The following is a 17,604-nucleotide window of genomic DNA, read 5'->3' as shown; positions in this document are numbered from 1 at the left end:
TAGAGTTAAATCTAACCACTCATCAAACCACAAAGTATATAATTAATATCCACACCTTTAGTTAAATTCCACTCACGCTTTATTACGTTGTACTCCATGCCAGCCATGTTTTGCAGCGTTACATTATTTTCTCTTAAGTGATTTGCAATTTCTGACGGCTTGAGAAATTTATTCCAATTATGCGTACCCTTAGGCAGCCAATTTAATATGTACTCTGCGCCGACTATTGCAAGACAGAAGGATTTGATAGTTCTATTTATTGTGGATATAAAGATTAGCCCTTCTGGTTTCAGCAATTCTATTGCTCTTCTCATAAAGAATTCTAAATTATCTACATGCTCGACTACTTCCATCAGCAGAACCACGTCGTACTTCTTGTCATTGCTTAGCTCTTCAATGCTGGTGTGCATATATTCTACATTAAGCCCTACTTTTTTCGCATGTGACTGTGCCACTTTGATGTTTTCTTCACATACATCTATTCCCACAACATTAATGCCAACGCGTGCCATTGATTCTGATAAAATGCCACCACCGCATCCAACATCAAGCAATGATAATTCTTTTAAATCGCATTTTTTTAACTCTTTTATTTTCTCAATAATGTAAGATACTCTAATAGGATTCATCATGTGCAATGGCTTAAATTTACCATTCTCATCCCACCATTCACCTGCCATTTTAGCGAATTTTGATATTTCATCTTCGTTATAAGTTTTTGTTTTTTTTTTCTTAGAGGTTATATTGCTGAGTTTATCAAGGCGTTTTTTATGTCTGCTTTCTTTTGAAAATTCTGTTTCGAGGAATTGTTTGACTATGTCTTTTGCTAATCCACTCGCAGTAAATCCTGCACCAAGACACAGTACATTTGCGTTGCCATGCTCGCGAGCTAATTTTGCGATCTCAACACTATTGCATAAAGCAGCGTAGATTCCTTCAAAACGATTTGCTACAGTACTCATGCCCAAACCTGTACCACAAATTAATATCCCATAATTTGCTTTTTTGCTTGTTATATCTTCTACAACTTTAACAGCATAGTCTGGGTAATCTACACACTTTTGCTTAGCAGTGCAGCCTTGATCTACCGCTGTGTAACCCAGGGTTTCCAGGTAGGATTTTATTTCTGATTTTAATTCATAACCAGCATGATCTGAGGCAATTGATATTATATCTGACATATAAAAAGTTGATCTTGCATAACTTAAGGATATTTATATGGGTAATTTATTTTGATCTTTCTGTCAAGCCGTTTTAATACTCCTGATCTTTCGGGAGTCCTAAAGCTTGAAATAAATTTCGAGTCAGATGTGTATAAATTCTATATAATTTTTATCCTACTACTAATTTAATAAGATGGATCACATAGATATTATAAAATCAAAATTATTATTATCTGACATAGTAGGTAAAAAAGTCAGGCTAATAAAAAGAGGAGATAGTTTTGTTGGGCTCTGTCCATTTCATAACGAAAAAACCCCATCTTTTTCGGTGAGCAATACTAAGGGGTTATATTACTGTTTTGGTTGCTTAGCTAGTGGTGATGCATTTGAATTTATTTCACAAACTGAAGGATTAAGCTTTAAAGAAGCATTGGAAAGATTAGCATCGGTTACAGGTGTTGAACTGCCCAAAAGTCTTAGTATTACAAAAGGGGACAATAAACTATTTTTAGCGCTTGATTTAGCTGCAAATTGGTTTGCACAAAAAAATCAGGGCATTGTAGATTATTTAAAGCAGCGCAAGATTTTACCTGAAATCATAGATAAATTTAAGATAGGTTATGCACCAAGCTCTGGTTTGAAAGAGTATTTAAACTCTTCAGGTATTGAAGACAAAATTTTAATTGATATTGGATTAGTAAACAAAAATTTTCATGATTATTTTTATGACCGGCTGATATTTCCTATATACAACATTGCAGGAAGAGTTATTGGTTTTGGCGGACGTGCGCTGAGTTCTGAGCAACAGCCAAAATATTTAAATAGCCCAGAGAGTCAGCTCTTCAAGAAGAGGGAGAATTTATACGGATTAAACTTTGCTTTAAGCGAAATACGTAAAAAACAGCACATATTTGTTGTTGAAGGATATATGGACACTATAGCGCTACATCAAGCGGGAATTAGTAATGCAGTTGCTCCACTTGGTACCGCAATTTCTGCAGAACAGATAAAAAACCTGTGGAGATTTGCTAAAGAAATCTCCATCTGTATGGATGGCGATAATGCTGGACGTCATGCTGCTACCCGAGTTGCAGAACTTGCTCTGCCAATATTAGAGCCTGGATACACGTTAAAGTTTGTGACTTTGCCGAGTAATAAAGATCCATACGATATATGTAACGAACTGGCATACAAGAAAGAAGACGTGTTGACTGCTCTTGACCATTCAACAAAACTGCATTCTGAATATTTATGGCGTCACATAATCGATAGCAACTTTCAAAATTATGAAAAACTTGCTCCGGAAAAATATTCAATTCTTGAGCACAAGTTCATGGAATATGTAAATACTATTAGCAACAGCAGTATTAGAAGGTATTATAGAGATTATTTTTACAATAAGGCTAGTGAACTAAGAAGTAGCTTCAAAAAACAGATTTTTAATAGTAAAACTAGAGCAACAAAAGGTGAGTATCTTCATAACAAATCTCCAGAGCTAATTGAGGCAGAGCAAAATCAGGCCATAATTTTGCGTATAGCCGTAGAATTTCCTGAAATCTTGAACCGTCCTATATTTTTTGAGCAATTTTCTCATTTTGAATTTACTAATGAGATGAAAAGATTACAACAGCGTGTAATTGATGTAATAAGTAACAAAAGCAAACTTGGTAAAGAGGCTTTGTTACAAGAATTGAAACAGTTTGACGTTATAAAGTATGTATTTGAAAAAACTAGTGTACTAAATAGCCAACTGAACGAGAGAAAATCTGCAGAAATTGTGTGGAATAATATAGTGTTACTAAAAGAATTAAATGCGTTACGAAAAGAAAGAACCGAAGCGAGGCTGATCGGTAATCTTGACTTAGAGGAAAGGTTGATAGAACAAATAGAGCAAATAGAAAGTAATATACAAGAAATGCAAATGGAGTTTATTGAAAAGTAGGCTGCTACAGTTAATTATTTTTAGGTTGTTTGTCATTCTGCTGCTTTTTAACGGAATTTATACTGCCTCTTATACCAATTCCTAAAAATAAATAGAGGAATAAAGAAAAATTTCTAAAATAGAATAATTTAAGAATTAGTGGGGAGTTATGGCAGGAAAAAGTAAAGCAATAGGAGAAGAATTATATAATAAGTGTAACCTGGAATTAAAGAAGCACGGCATAAGAGGAGAGATAGGAAGAAGATTACAGGCAATAATATCTGCAAAAGAATATGGAATAACAAAAGTTGCTCAAATATACCGAATTACTAGAACTACATTGATGAAGTGGATTACAAGATTTAAGGAAGGAGGAGTCAATGCGTTTAAAATACAACCAGGACGTGGAGTAAAGCCGAAGTTGAGCTACAAGCAGCAAGAAGAAATTAAAAATGTCATAGCAGAAGAAGGAGCCAACCTAACGGCTAAGAAATTAAAAATCATAATTGAGAAAATGTTTTCTATTGAGGTAAGTAAGTCTACAGCACATAGACTGATGCAAAAGTTAGGTTTTTCGTATATTACTCCAAGGCCTGTGCACAATAAACAGGATAAAAATAAACAAGAAGAGTTTAAAAAAAAACCTTAATGAAACTATTGTCACGTATCCCGAAAAAGAGCTATTTTTCTTCGATGAGTCGCGGTTTGGCACACATTCAAAGATTGGACACGGGTGGTTTAAAAAAGGCATTAGGACACAGGTTAAGGTAAAATTAGGTAGGCAAAACTTTTATCTCTATAGTGCAGTTAATCCTAGAAATCGAGAGAGTTCTAGCTTATTCGTACCAAACGTCAATACTGATTGTATGAATATATTCCTTGAGCAGATGTCACAATATTTAGGAACAAGGGAGGCATTTCTTGTTGTGGATTGTGCAGGATGGCATAGATCCAAAGGTTTAAAAATACCACAAAATATTACCTTAATCTATTTACCTCCATATTCACCAGAGTTAAATCCAGTAGAGCGTTTATGGCAATATTTGAAAGACAATCTCATTAAAAATAGAATATATGACTCTGTTAGTTTATTGGAGGATACTGTATGTGCATTCATTCGTAATATTACGGAAAGTTCGATCAAAACCATTTGTTCTGTGAGTTATTTGCCTACTTATTTATGAGATTTGGTATAACTTTTGTGAGTTACCTGATTCCCAGAGTAAAAATTTTGTTTTATGTGATGAAACAGGTAAAGCTGATAAAGTGCTGAAAGGTAAGAAAAATGTTGCTATGATTGTTGGCCCTGAAGGTGGTTTTTCATCTTATGAACTTGATCTTGCCGATAAGTTTTGTTAAAAATTGAGTCTAGGAAAAAGAATTTTAAGGGTCGATACTGCTGTGGTTGCTGCACTAACTTTCACCAATTGGTGTAGCTAGATTTTTAAATATGGCTAAGGTTTGGGCCATAGAGAAATCTGATTCAGTGTTGCACGCGCTAACTGTACAAACTCTATAGGCCGCCTGCGAAGCAGTTTGCTACTAAAGAGGAGCTAATAAAAAACATATTCTAAAATAATATTAAATCTTATATTATATTTTTTCTAAAATAAACAAATGAATCTTGCATTTTGCCTGAGTTATTGATACTCTGAGTAAAGAAGTCGGGGCGTAGCGCAGCCTGGTAGCGCATTTGGTTTGGGACCAAAGGGTCGGGAGTTCAAATCTCTCCGCCCCGATGCTAGCAGAAGTTTTAACGCTTTTAATAGTTAGAGCTTTTAAAGGCATTTCGTTCATATTGCAGTTTAACGCTCAAGTTTATAAAATAATTGACAATGTTAATTTTCTAATTTATAAATAAATTTTGAAATGATTACCGAAGGAGGTATAGAGTTTGATTGAAGTATCAGTCCATTATGGTGATGTAGACAGAGCTCTTCCAGTATTGAAAAAAACAATTCAAAAGGAAGGAAGAGGGTTGAAAATGAAAAAACAATATCATGAAAAAAAATCAGAAAAAAGAGCTAAAAAGAAAGCTGAAGCGAGAAAAAAGAGGCACCAGCAAGAATGCAGAAGGCAGCGTTACGGTTGGTAATTTTTTAATAGTTTATCATTGGTTGTTTTATGAATATTCACGAATATCAAGCAAAAGAGATTTTGCATAAATTTAATGTCCCGGTGCCAAAAGGTTTTGTCACTATATCTGCAGAAGGAGTAAAGACTCAAGTAAGTCAATTAAAATCTGACGTGTTTGTGGTTAAAGCTCAAATTCATGCAGGTGGTAGGGGTAAAGCCGGTGGCGTAAAGCTAGCAAAGTCAGCTGAAGAAGCTCAACAGTTTGTAAAAGACATGATTGGTATGACTTTAGTTACTCATCAAACAGGGCCAAGCGGGCAGCAAGTAAGAAGAGTATATATTGAAGAAGGCTCAAGCATTAAGAAAGAGTATTACTTAAGCCTGGTAATTGACCCGAAGCTCAGTAGGCCAATATTCATATTTTCCTCAGAAGGTGGAATGGACATCGAAGAAGTGGCGAAAAATTCTCCCGCAAAAATTGTGAAATTTGATATTGATCTTGCTACAAGTTTTGATAGCAGCAAGTTAAGCAGCAGTTTTAATTTGAGTTCAGAACAAATAGAAAAAATAACAAATGTTGCAAAAAATATATATGATGCGTTTATTGCAACTGATGCGAGCCAAATTGAAATTAATCCACTGGTTGAAACAAGTTCTGGAGATTTTATTGCGCTCGATGCGAAAATTAATTTCGATGACAATGCTTTATATCGTCACCCAGAAATTATGGAACTTCGTGATTATGATGAAGAAGTGAAAGAAGAGATAGAGGCTTCAAAGTATGGGCTCAGTTACATCAAAATGGATGGCAGTATTGGTTGCATAGTAAATGGTGCAGGTCTTGCTATGGCAACAATGGATATAATAAAATACTACGGAGCAGAGCCTGCTAACTTTTTGGATGTTGGTGGTGGAGCGAGTAAAGAAACTGTAACTGAAGCATTTAAAATCATATTGTCTGATAGCAACGTAAGAGGAATTTTGGTTAACATATTTGGTGGTATAATGCGTTGCGATATTATCGCAAGTGGAATTGTTGCGGCTGTAAAAGAAATGAGCATTAAAGTTCCTCTAGTGGTTAGATTATCAGGCACTAATTTCGAAGAAGGAAAAAGAATTTTAGAAGAGTCAGGATTAAATATTATTGCTGCAGATGAACTGGGCGATGCTGCGCAGAAAATAGTACAAGAGGTGAAATAGAGTATGTCCGTTTTAGTAAACAAAGATACAAGGTTAATATGCCAGGGTTTTACTGGTGCGCAAGGTACATTTCATTCAGAGCAAGCAGTTAGCTACGGAACAAAAATGGTTGGTGGTGTAACTCCTGGCAAGGGTGGTAGCATTCACCTTAACTTACCAGTTTTTAATACTGTAGCAGAAGCCAAAGAAAAAACTGATGCGAATGCCACGGTAATATATGTACCTGCTAAGTTTGCAGCTAATGCAATACTTGAAGCAATAGATGCAGAGATAGAGCTAATAGTTTGCATTACAGAGGGCATTCCTATACTTGACATGGTAAAGGTGAAGCATGCTCTTGCTCGTTCAAAAAGTCGATTGATTGGTCCTAACTGCCCGGGAATTATTACGCCCGAAGAGTGCAAAATAGGGATTATGCCTGGCCATATCCATAAGCGTGGACATATAGGGATTATGTCTCGTTCTGGAACTTTAACTTACGAGGCAGTAGCACAAACGACCGCTGTTGGTCTTGGTCAATCCACGTGTATCGGAATTGGGGGGGATCCAGTTCATGGTATGACATTTGTCGACTGTATGGAGCTCTTTTTAAAAGATGACGATACTCATGGTATTGTAGTTATTGGTGAAATAGGTGGAAACGAAGAAGAAGATGTATCACATTTTGTGAAAACAGAAAAAACTAAAAAGCCAATCGTTGGTTTTGTAGCAGGTCAAACAGCACCTCCAGGAAGACGTATGGGACACGCTGGAGCAATAATCTCTTCCAGTGGTGGAAGTGCTGGTGCAAAACTAGAAGTTATGCGGAGCGCCGGGATTGCAATTGCTGAAACCCCTGCAGTGATTGGTAAGAAGGTATTGGAAGTAATGCATTAGTGCCTAATCTAAAACGCAGCTGTACGAACGTTGTGATTTGAGGAGCAGTTTCTGCTAGAAAGGGTGTCACTCAAGTAGCTGACACTGGTTCACTCTATAATGGTGTCATCCGAGTAGCTTGACTACTTGGATCCAGGAAAGTTTGCTTGTAAGCAAGCAAACTGATTTGGTGAGTATAAAAGTATAGCTAACGCTGACTCTACGTCATACCGCGATTCATTCGCGGTATCTCATCCGCTAACACGTAGCGGGATGACAAGGTTATCGTCATACCGCCGCAGACCGTCATACCGCCGTGGTATCTCTAGATCCCGCTAACACGTAGCGGGATACTTGACCTTTACAGGGATGACGGTTGTCGATGAACCTAGGTTACTTTAGCTATAAACATTAAGAAATTTACTAAACGAAGAAAAAATGTAACCGTTCACGGAGATAAGGTGGTTTACAAAGTAAGTATAAAAGTGTAAAGAGATAGGAAGCTAAATATGGAATGGGTAAATGACAACAGTGCTGCAAGAAAAGGTTGTAGCAGAAAACGCTAATCTCAAGGAAGAAATAAAAGCACTGATCAGAGAAAATGATAGCTTGAAAGCAAAAATAGTTGAATTAGAAGACAAATTGGGCTTAAATTCGCAAAATTCATCGCTGCCACCATCACGAGATATATATCGTAAGAAAGCAAAAAAGAAAAGTGATAAAAAACCAGGAGGTCAGCCAGGACATAAGGTGCATAAGCGTGAATTAATGGCTGCAGACGAGGTAGTGAGATGCACAATTGATACAATTTGTATGTGTGGAGGTAAGATTACTTTAGAAGATGAAATTATTCATCAGAAGGCAGAGTTGCCAGAAATTAAGCCAATTGTAACTGAGTACAGGTTGCAAAGAGGACATTGTAGAGTATGTAATAAAAGAATTACAGCAAATTTACCCGAAGGTGTTGCAAGAGATTTTCTAGGACCCAATGCTAAAACAGTTATAAGCAGCCTTAGCGGCTTTTTTATTAACTCAAAAAGAGAGGTACAGCAAATTTTGGGCAGTATTTTTAATCTAAATATAAGCCTTGGTTTAGTCTCAAATACTGAACGCAGGGTATCGAAGAAGTGTGCATCTGAATATGAGAAAATGAAGGAAGAGTTGCAAGGAAGCGAGTATTTGCATATAGACGAAACAGGGCACAGAAATCAAGGAAAGAGAGGCTGGAGTTGGGTAATAACAAACAAAGCGTTGACACTTCTGAAGGTAAGCGAGTCTCGTGGTAAGAAGGTGTTGAAGAGTTTACTGCCAGAATATGATGGTATATTTGTGAGCGATAGATACGCTGTATACAATTACTTCAATCGTGAAAATAGACAGATATGTTGGGCACATCTGGCAAGAGATTTTGAGAGATTTGCCCATAGTAAAAATGTTGAAGTGAGCAAAATTGGCCAAGCACTAAAATCGCTCAGCAATAAGGTGTTTGTAGTAGATAAGGCAAAAAAACAAAATTTGATAGATAATTTGAGATTTTATCGACTGGTGGGAAAAATTCGGAAAAGGGTAAAACATTTTTTACGTAAAATGACGAGGGTTGCAAATAGCACTCAAGCTTCAAGAATGGCCGCTAAGATGTTACGATCTGAGGATATGATGTGGAAGTTTTTAAGAAAACCTGAAGTGATAGAAACAACTAATAACCTTGCAGAACGGCAAATTAGACGGTACGTAATTTATCGTAAAAACAGCTTTTTCACCTGGTCAGAACGTGGAGAAAGATTCGTGGAAAGAATGTTGTCGATATTTTTGACATCACGTCTCAATGGCCAGAACCCCTTTCAAAAGCTACAGAATCTAGTAGCTGTCACTGCTTAGTTCTTTAATTCATTCTCACAATCCGTGAACGGTTACGATTTCTAATCCTTGATCGTTAGCATATCCTTTTAATATCCCGTAAAGGCTCTCCCAGGAATTTTCAAATACGGAGTAGAAGCCTAGGTGAATTTTACCACCTTTGGGCAGAAGTTCATATTGACGAATTAAAGGTATTTCAACATCTCTCTTGAAGTCATAAGAATTACAAGTACCGCGGTATGCTATAGTTACTTCCTTACCCCTTATGAAAACATAACCAGTATGTCGAACTTCTTGGTCAGAAATAATGCCATGAAATTGAACAACTTTGTAACCCTCTTTCTCAAGTTGAGCAGGAGTTTTATATCCTCCTTTCTTTAGCTTAACAAACTCATTGTTTTTACAACCACAATCACTAACATAATAGCCTACCATAGCGAAGTTGATCATCTCTAATAACTTCTTTTGGTTAAATCCTGCAATTTTAGTTAGATTCCTAGAATTATTCCTGCTTTTACCTTTTCCTGTAACACCTGCTGTTTGTGGAATAGGTTTTCTAAGTAGATTAATTATATATTACCTCACATAAATAACTAATCTAGTATAGTATTAGACAACAATCTTGCCAAGCAAATTATTAACTCTCTTAGCAAACAGACTTACATCATCCATCTCTTCACCTTCCACTATACAAGCTTGGTAAAATAATAAATGAATCATGTCTTCCAATGTTGGGTTTTCACCATTTTCAGCGTGAGATTTCATTATGCTTTTTATTACAGGATGCTTAGTGTTAATTTCCAGTACCTTTGGCGTGCGGTAATTTAGCTGCTTTTGTTCACGCAAAAAACGCTCCATGCGAAGATCCATAGCACCTTCATCAACTGCTAGACATACAGGGCTGTCAGTCAGTTTTTTTGAGATTTTCACGCTTTTCACTGAATTGCCAAGAACCTTGGTGAAATATTGCAGTATAGAGTCCGTATTTTCTTCAGTCTTTTCTTCATCTTGCTTATTTTCCTCATCTTTTTTATCTTCTTCTGAAGAGAATTTTTCCAAATCAACATCAGCGCGGGTCACAGACTTAAATTTTTGATCTTTATATTCATGAATCACGCTAGTCCAGAAATCATCAACTGGATCAACAAATAGGAGCACTTCTAGTCCTTTACTGACGAATCCCTCAAGTTGCGGACTGTTTTTCACTGAATCGAGGCTATTTCCGGTGAGATAATAGATATGCTCCTGCTCAGGCTTCATTCTGCTTATATAGTCATCAATGCTGACTAATTTCTCATCACCAGTGCTATGAAATCTGCAAATCGAGAGCAGTGCCTCTCTCTCATCAGTTGGCATAGCTTCACAAAGACCCTCTTTTAATACTGCACCAAAATTGGTCCAGAATTTTGTATATTCCTCTAAATTCTCTTTTGCCTTTTTACCAAGCTCTGATATCGCGTGTTTAGTTAAGGATTTTCTGATTTGCTCAACAACACGATTATTCTGCAGCGTTTCTCTGCTGATGTTAAGAGGCAAGTCCGGTGAATCAACAATACCTTTCAGAAAACGTAAATACTGCGGTATGATCTGTACATTATCTTCAGTGATAAATACTTTATTTACATATAACTTAACAGAGCAACGTCTATCTGGATGGAATAAATCAAAAGGTTTAATGGAAGGAACATAAAGCAAATTTGTATATTCTATTGCACCTTCATTTTTATTATGCAATATCATCCAAGGCTCCCCGCCAACGTGAGCAACACTGCGGAAAAAATCATTGTGTTCCTCTTGAGTAACATCATTTTTTGGCTTAGTCCAAATTGCAGCCTTACTGTTTAACTTTTCACTTTTTCCTTCTTCATTTATGAATTCAACAGGAAAATTTATGTGATCAGAGTAAGTAGTGACAATGTTTTCAACACGAAATTTATCTAAAAACTCATTCTCTTCAGGACGCATAATGAGCGTAATTTTAGTTCCACGAGAAATTTGATTATCTAGTTTACTTATCGAATACTCTCCATCTCCCTTGGATTTCCAGACCCAAGACTCCTCCTCTCCAGCTTTTCTTGATTCTACTATTACTTCTGATGCAACCATAAAGCTTGAGTAAAAACCAACACCAAACTTCCCAATCAGCTCCACAGCTTGGCTTGAATCTTTGCTATTCTTAATTGCGTCCAAAAATTTTTGCGTACCAGAGCTTGCAATTGTACCAAGGTTATCTATTAAATCTTGTCTGTTCATTCCGATGCCATTATCAGTGATATATAGCTCGTTCTTATCTTTATTGGAGCTAATAGTGATTTTTAACTCATCACTTGAATCTAGCAAATTTGAATTAGATTGAGATTCATAGCGCAATTTATCACATGCATCCGATGCATTTGATATTAACTCACGCAGAAAAATGTCCTTATTAGTATAAAGTGAATGAATCACTATATTCAGTACTTTCCCTACTTCAGCGTCAAATTTTAAATTTTCAGTTTCTTGTACGTTATGCATTTTGAGCTCCATTATTTGCCTACTACCCTAATAATCTAAGTATTGCACTGCAATCTTTCAAGGTCACGCACGCCAAAATTAATGTAGCCGCCATATTATGACACCCAATTTATGGGATCTCTTGCATAAAAATTCCTTGACAAACTCCGCCAGCCCCCTTATTGTAGTACTAAGGGTATTTATGACTCAAAACTTGTTTTTGACCTGCAGGTTCAATCACAAAATTCAGTAAAAAACTCAGAGTATTTATTGGCGGATTACATAAAATTATAGCGGCTGCATGTCTTTTAAATTTTTTCTACATTCAGCCAAATCGCGCTTAAACCAAGCGTCAGCACATTATTACAGCGCCACTTACAGTAATATAGAGTCAAAACTCGCTACTCGGGGCTTCTTTTGCCTTTTTTTTATTTGGTAAATTTCTTAATATTTATAGCAACATGAACAAACATTTGAGAGTAACTTCTGCTAGTAGGGTGTCATCCCAGTGCGTGACACTGGGATCCAGAAAAATTGATTATGCACTATACAACATTTTCGATCAAAAGCTGGATTCCAGACTGGAATGACATCATAGGGGCTACTTGCATGACATCATTCTTTTTCCTGGATCCCAGTGTCAGCTACTCGGATGACAGGAGAAGGAGGCTACTTACATGACGCATTCTTTTTTCTGGATCCCAGTGTCTGGGCACTGGGATGACAAAGAAATAGGCACTGGGATGACGAGAAAGGAGCACTGGAATGACATCATAGGGGCTACTCGGATGACAAAAAAAGGAGCACTGGAATGACAGGAGAAGGAGGCACTGGGATGACATCATAGAGGCGCTGGGATGACACCCTGACAATCGTCATCCCGCTACGTGTTAGCGGATGAGATACCGCGGCGGTATGATGGTTCGTGGCGGTATAATGAAGCTTGAAAGCGGATCACCTTTCACGACCTGTATTTACTTCAGGAGTATTAACAGGTGTTATCGTTGGGTTTTCAAGTTATGTTGCTTGCTCTAAGCCCTTGCTTATACTTTGGTCCTGATTTAAAATTTTATCAAAGTGCTTACTCTTTTGTTGCTCTTCGTTATTTGACGTATCTCTTTGAGCATCTTCTTTTATGCCACGAGCATTTTCCACACTCTTTTCATCCTCAACTAAAAGTTTTTCTAATATTTTCTTAACAAAGCGCTTCAGAAGACTCAAAAACCCTTCTTCTTTTTGATTTTCTTGTGGTTGAGGTGTGATATCTTTTTTGCCTGGCTCAGTGTTGAGCTTCTCTTTTACAGAACTCTTGCTCACTGAGGGACTAACATCATGCTTTGATGGCTGTGCATCTGTTTGTACAGAAGCTTCAGTAGTCTTTTTTTGTCCACTCTGTTCAACGCTTTTACCTTCTGCTGTAGTTTCTCTAAGAGTGTTAGCTGCTTCTTGAAATTTTTTGTCATTTTTTGACTCTGCAACTTTTTCACTTGTGAAGATGCCCTTCCCTTTATATTGTTGGTCAAGCTCAGCAATTCTTTCAAAATCTTGACGTATTTTTTCATCTGTACGCCTTTTTTGACTTTCAAATTTCTGATTCAATTCTGCAACGCTTTTCATTTTGTTTTCGAGCTCTTTACTTTTCATAGCCTTTAGAGCCTTTGTTCCTTTTGCAATATAATTAACCTTCTCTTCTAACGGAGTACCTTCTGGAAAAGCACCTGGAGAACGTTCAAAGACACCTTTAAACTTTTTTTCAACACTTTCTTTAGATGTCTGGGCCATACCTGTTATACCAATTCCTAAAAATAAATAGAGGAATAAAGAAAAATTTCTAAAATAGAATAATTTAAGAATTAGTGGGGAGTTATGGCAGGAAAAAGTAAAGCAATAGGAGAAGAATTATATAATAAGTGTAACCTGGAATTAAAGAAGCACGGCATAAGAGGAGAGATAGGAAGAAGATTACAGGCAATAATATCTGCAAAAGAATATGGAATAACAAAAGTTGCTCAAATATACCGAATTACTAGAACTACATTGATGAAGTGGATTACAAGATTTAAGGAAGGAGGAGTCAATGCGTTTAAAATACAACCAGGACGTGGAGTAAAGCCGAAGTTGAGCTACAAGCAGCAAGAAGAAATTAAAAATGTCATAGCAGAAGAAGGAGCCAACCTAACGGCTAAGAAATTAAAAATCATAATTGAGAAAATGTTTTCTATTGAGGTAAGTAAGTCTACAGCACATAGACTGATGCAAAAGTTAGGTTTTTCGTATATTACTCCAAGGCCTGTGCACAATAAACAGGATAAAAATAAACAAGAAGAGTTTAAAAAAAAATCTTAATGAAACTATTGTCACGTATCCCGAAAAAGAGCTATTTTTCTTCGATGAGTCGCGGTTTGGCACACATTCAAAGATTGGACACGGGTGGTTTAAAAAAGGCATTAGGACACAGGTTAAGGTAAAATTAGGTAGGCAAAACTTTTATCTCTATAGTGCAGTTAATCCTAGAAATCGAGAGAGTTCTAGCTTATTCGTACCAAACGTCAATACTGATTGTATGAATATATTCCTTGAGCAGATGTCACAATATTTAGGAACAAGGGAGGCATTTCTTGTTGTGGATTGTGCAGGATGGCATAGATCCAAAGGTTTAAAAATACCACAAAATATTACCTTAATCTATTTACCTCCATATTCACCAGAGTTAAATCCAGTAGAGCGTTTATGGCAATATTTGAAAGACAATCTCATTAAAAATAGAATATATGACTCTGTTAGTTTATTGGAGGATACTGTATGTGCATTCATTCGTAATATTACGGAAAGTTCGATCAAAACCATTTGTTCTGTGAGTTATTTGCCTACTTATTTATGAGATTTGGTATAAGTACCGATTGACTACCTGTAACCACGCTTCCAACCCAGTTTATCTACCAGCCGATATGCACGATACATAAGGACTACTGAGTAATATATACCTCTTCCCATATCTCGCTTTGAACGACGAAGTTCACCCGTGTTATTTTCGTTTGAACTTACAATATCATCTATCAATCTGCTTATTTCTTCATGACTAATTTTATCATTAAGATTTCTTTGCTTTAAAACACCAGACTGTAATAGCTGAAGAATAATGTCTTTTTTAGTAGTATTACTTGATTGTTGCTGATTCACGTGCACTTTACCCTCCCTTAAGTATAACTAAAGATCACCCACACTATAAAAACTAAATGGTTGTAAACAATTTATGTAAATGCCAAATATAGACTAGCTTATAACGCAGATATTTTTAGTGTCAACAATTTTTTTCCATGTTGATTAGAAAATTGATTTTATTGCAAGAAATCACGTAGTTTATTTGAAACTAGCATTAAAAGAATCACATCAACCACAGTAGGCATGTAACGTACAGCAAGGAGAAAAATTATCTTGAAGATTTGTGGTATATTGCCACTGTTTTTGCAATTTTATCATGAAAAAACTGCTTGCGTCGGTCAAATATTGCGGATATAAAAATTAATATTATAACTACAAATGTTAAGGTTAATAAAGGTCCAGACCACTGTTGAGAATTATGCTCATTATAAAATTCTTCTAGAGCAAGAATATAACCTGGTACGAATATGTTAAAAGCTTCAAACAAAATGTACCTGACTGTTGCTTGTGCCAGAGTAATATTTTCAAGTGTATTTGCATCTTTTATATGAATACCGCATAACAGTTGTCCTGGAGTACCGCTGAATCTTCTTATCATAAATACCCCAAATGTTATTGATAGTAGAAAAAATAAGCATGTGGTTAATAGCTCAGCTCTAGTAGGGTCAAAAGTTATTTCTATAAAAGAGAAAAAGGTTAAGGAAATTCCAATAATAATAAAATGATCTATAATGTATGCTACTGCACGCCTAGTTATTCCCACATAGTTTAAATTTAAGTGATGTTTTTCAGGTTTATAATCAATTACTACTGTCTTTGCAATTTTATCATAAAAAGTCTGCTTACGTTGATCAAATATTACAAATATTAAAACTAAAATTGGTAGAATATAGAACCAGTCAGAAATATAGAGAGGTACAAACAAAAGCGCCTTGAGAGTGCTCCTTATTACTACTTGCATAAAAGCAATATTTTTAAGTGTGTTTGAATCTTTTATGTATATACCAAATAGCAATTTTCCTGGAGTCCAGCCAAGTTTTGTTATCATTACTGTTTCTAGTACTATAAATAGTAATGTTCCTAATACTTCCCCTTGAATTGACGTAGGGATTGTAGCAGTGTCAGAAAAGATATAATCAAAAAATTCAGCAAAGAGTTTATCTGATGATATGAACAAAGTGAATAAATAAAAGGCTAGAAATATTATTGCATCAACTACATATGCTGCAACACGTTTAGTAATTCCCGCATAGTTATCCATTTTTGTACCCAACACGATTGCCTAACATACCAGACTAGCAGTTAAATAATAGTAAATTTGTACTCCTTGTCTTCTTCTTGCTTTCAACCAAGCAACCTGGGTAAGGTCATTTATTGGCATAAGTTTAACTTTTGCGTGTATGCTTAGCTGTTTGAGAGAGTTCACAGAAATATCGTATATTTTTAAAGAAATCACTCTGAAGCGTGCTTAATTTCAATAGCATCTACCCCATTCTGCTAGTACTCATGTCCTACGATGCCCTACTTGCCTTGAGTGCGTGCTTTTAACCCGAATTCTAGATTAGAAACAGTTTTTAGTTTGAAATCAAATCCTCATATTGCTTGCTAAGCTTGTATTTTCTTCCTCTGTTGGAAAAGTCTACAACCTCAATAAATCCCATTTCTACCCACTTTTTACAAAGCTGAGCACTGGTGCGAGGCTTAAAATTAAATAATTTGCCTACTTGACTAGCTGTAATCATGGAAAATTCCCCAAAGAGCTCAAGAGCCCTACGCTGTTTAGGATCAAGTTTACGTATAAGATCAGTCTGGTCAGTTCTGTGCCCTTCCTCGTTTATACGCTGTAAAACATTCTCAAATGCAATTGCCACACCTTCCACAAAATAATCTATCCACTTGGTAATATCTGCTTCAGCTCTTCCCATGTAATAGTTGTGCGATGGACCTATACTGATTGCTTCATAATACGCTCCTAGATTCTTGGCATAATATTCTTCCAATGAATAAAGTCCTTTTAGGTCATATCCACCAAGGTGTAAAATTAATGTAGTCAACAATCTTGCAGTACGACCATTACCGTCATAGTAAGGGTGAATTGTTACAAATTGATAATGCGCAATACCTGCAATAATTGGGCAAGGCACTTGCTCACTGTCACGAATCCAATCAATCATACTGCTCATGAGCTTTGGTACATCCTTTGCTTCAGGTGGCATATAAATTATTGCACGTGTACGGCTATCACGAATAACGTTTTGACCATCACGATAAGGTGTTGGTTTTATTTTAGATTTTCCACTTGCTATTACTAGAGCATGTAGTGTTTGAACAGCTTTCTCAGTAATGGGTATTCTCCTTGCTGCCCATTGTTCAATTCGAGTTAAGGCTGCATAATATCCTTTAACCTCATTTTCATCTCTCTTATACCTTGGGAAGTGACCTTTATGCTTTAAAATCTCTTCAATCTGTTTAGGTTCAAGTCGATTTCCTTCAATCATAGTAGAGTAGTGTGTTGTATAGAGCCTTGCAGTTTCACGAAGAGATGAAAGCATTGATACAGTGAGTGGTAAATGTAACACTTTTTCCTTTGCTGCTTCAATCCTCATAAGACAACCAGCGATTTTGGAGGTAATTGTATAATTTGGTGTAAATTTTATCGGCATAATATCTGCATTACATTACTTCTATATTATGCTGATAAAATGCAGATAATGCAACATTTGCAAATCTAAATACTGTAGATTACTTTCTGGATAGTTGATCTATTTCATTTATTGGCACAAGTTTAACTTTTGCGTGTCTGCTGACCTGTATAACCCCTTAGCTGTTTGAGAGAGTTCACAGAAATACTGTACATTTTTAATAAAATCACTCCGA

At 36.2% G+C, this 17,604-nt stretch carries 15 protein-coding genes, 1 tRNA gene and 1 pseudogene; 10 read left to right on the top strand and 7 right to left on the bottom strand.

The window, feature by feature from the left end; genetic code table 11:
• Positions 1–11 precede the first annotated feature (11 nt).
• On the bottom strand, positions 12–1,181 hold the full coding sequence (gene ubiG / locus WKH12_RS06090) for a bifunctional 2-polyprenyl-6-hydroxyphenol methylase/3-demethylubiquinol 3-O-methyltransferase UbiG (RefSeq protein WP_353286708.1): 1,170 nt from the start codon (positions 1,179–1,181) through the stop codon (positions 12–14).
• A gap of 175 nt (positions 1,182–1,356) precedes the next feature.
• On the opposite strand from ubiG, the gene dnaG reads away from it, so the two are divergent.
• The 8 genes and pseudogenes from dnaG (at position 1,357) to tnpC (ending at position 9,093) form a co-directional block, all read left to right on the top strand.
• Positions 1,357–3,105 carry a DNA primase gene (gene dnaG, locus WKH12_RS06085; RefSeq protein ID WP_434732258.1) on the top strand — a complete coding sequence of 583 codons (1,749 nt, stop codon included), beginning with the start codon at positions 1,357–1,359 and terminating at the stop codon, positions 3,103–3,105.
• Positions 3,106–3,253: 148 nt separating this feature from the next.
• Positions 3,254–4,268, top strand: a protein-coding gene (locus tag WKH12_RS06080) for an IS630 family transposase (protein ID WP_434732009.1) whose coding sequence is annotated in 2 segments (ribosomal slippage) — positions 3,254–3,718 and positions 3,720–4,268 — 1,014 coding nt in all. Because the reading frame shifts where the segments join, the coding sequence is not laid out codon by codon here.
• 10 nt (positions 4,269–4,278) lie between these two features.
• Positions 4,279–4,524, top strand: a pseudogene (locus WKH12_RS06075) (RsmE family RNA methyltransferase); the annotation flags it as partial.
• A 225-nt stretch (positions 4,525–4,749) separates the two neighbouring features.
• Positions 4,750–4,823: transfer RNA gene (locus WKH12_RS06070), tRNA-Pro, on the top strand.
• Between the two features lie 155 nt (positions 4,824–4,978).
• Complete coding sequence (gene rpsU / locus WKH12_RS06065) at positions 4,979–5,179, top strand: 30S ribosomal protein S21 (RefSeq protein ID WP_064125049.1); 201 nt, start codon at positions 4,979–4,981, stop codon at positions 5,177–5,179.
• A gap of 29 nt (positions 5,180–5,208) precedes the next feature.
• Positions 5,209–6,360, top strand: coding sequence for an ADP-forming succinate--CoA ligase subunit beta (gene sucC, locus WKH12_RS06060; protein WP_434732257.1), 1,152 nt, complete (start codon positions 5,209–5,211; stop codon positions 6,358–6,360).
• A gap of 3 nt (positions 6,361–6,363) precedes the next feature.
• Positions 6,364–7,236, top strand: a complete 873-nt coding sequence (gene sucD, locus WKH12_RS06055; protein WP_353275908.1) for a succinate--CoA ligase subunit alpha — start codon at positions 6,364–6,366, stop codon at positions 7,234–7,236.
• A 501-nt stretch (positions 7,237–7,737) separates the two neighbouring features.
• Positions 7,738–9,093 (top strand): IS66 family transposase, encoded by a 1,356-nt coding sequence (gene tnpC, locus WKH12_RS06050; RefSeq protein ID WP_434732087.1) that lies wholly within the window; start codon positions 7,738–7,740, stop codon positions 9,091–9,093.
• 15 nt (positions 9,094–9,108) lie between these two features.
• On the opposite strand, the gene WKH12_RS06045 is transcribed toward tnpC, so the two are convergent.
• Positions 9,109–9,522 (bottom strand): alpha/beta hydrolase family protein, encoded by a 414-nt coding sequence (locus WKH12_RS06045; RefSeq protein ID WP_434732256.1) that lies wholly within the window; start codon positions 9,520–9,522, stop codon positions 9,109–9,111.
• A gap of 159 nt (positions 9,523–9,681) precedes the next feature.
• The gene (gene htpG, locus WKH12_RS06040) at positions 9,682–11,586 is read right to left on the bottom strand and encodes a molecular chaperone HtpG (protein WP_434732255.1); all 1,905 of its coding nucleotides are present in this window, start codon (positions 11,584–11,586) and stop codon (positions 9,682–9,684) included.
• Positions 11,587–12,242: 656 nt separating this feature from the next.
• Here htpG and WKH12_RS06035 point away from each other — a divergent pair.
• On the top strand, positions 12,243–12,380 hold the full coding sequence (locus tag WKH12_RS06035; RefSeq protein ID WP_434732254.1) for a hypothetical protein: 138 nt from the start codon (positions 12,243–12,245) through the stop codon (positions 12,378–12,380).
• Between the two features lie 202 nt (positions 12,381–12,582).
• Here the strand turns inward: WKH12_RS06035 and WKH12_RS06030 are convergent, their stop codons facing one another.
• Positions 12,583–13,347, bottom strand: coding sequence for a hypothetical protein (locus WKH12_RS06030; RefSeq protein ID WP_434732253.1), 765 nt, complete (start codon positions 13,345–13,347; stop codon positions 12,583–12,585).
• 84 nt (positions 13,348–13,431) lie between these two features.
• Here WKH12_RS06030 and WKH12_RS06025 point away from each other — a divergent pair.
• Positions 13,432–14,446, top strand: a protein-coding gene (locus tag WKH12_RS06025; RefSeq protein ID WP_434732009.1) for an IS630 family transposase whose coding sequence is annotated in 2 segments (ribosomal slippage) — positions 13,432–13,896 and positions 13,898–14,446 — 1,014 coding nt in all. Because the reading frame shifts where the segments join, the coding sequence is not laid out codon by codon here.
• 23 nt (positions 14,447–14,469) lie between these two features.
• Here WKH12_RS06025 and WKH12_RS06020 read toward each other — a convergent pair.
• The 3 genes from WKH12_RS06020 to WKH12_RS06010 form a co-directional block, all read right to left on the bottom strand.
• Entirely contained in the window at positions 14,470–14,745 is a 276-nt protein-coding gene (locus WKH12_RS06020) for a hypothetical protein (protein ID WP_434732252.1), read from the bottom strand.
• Between the two features lie 250 nt (positions 14,746–14,995).
• Positions 14,996–15,988 carry an RDD family protein gene (locus WKH12_RS06015; protein WP_434732251.1) on the bottom strand — a complete coding sequence of 331 codons (993 nt, stop codon included), beginning with the start codon at positions 15,986–15,988 and terminating at the stop codon, positions 14,996–14,998.
• A 313-nt stretch (positions 15,989–16,301) separates the two neighbouring features.
• On the bottom strand, positions 16,302–17,390 hold the full coding sequence (locus WKH12_RS06010) for a Fic family protein (protein WP_264732138.1): 1,089 nt from the start codon (positions 17,388–17,390) through the stop codon (positions 16,302–16,304).
• Positions 17,391–17,604: the final 214 nt, after the last annotated feature.

The sequence above is a fragment of the Wolbachia endosymbiont of Zygogramma bicolorata genome, assembly GCF_051130665.1.
GTDB lineage: Bacteria > Pseudomonadota > Alphaproteobacteria > Rickettsiales > Anaplasmataceae > Wolbachia.
Note: the sequence above shows the minus strand (reverse complement) of the source record. Positions and strands in the feature narration are given on the sequence as shown.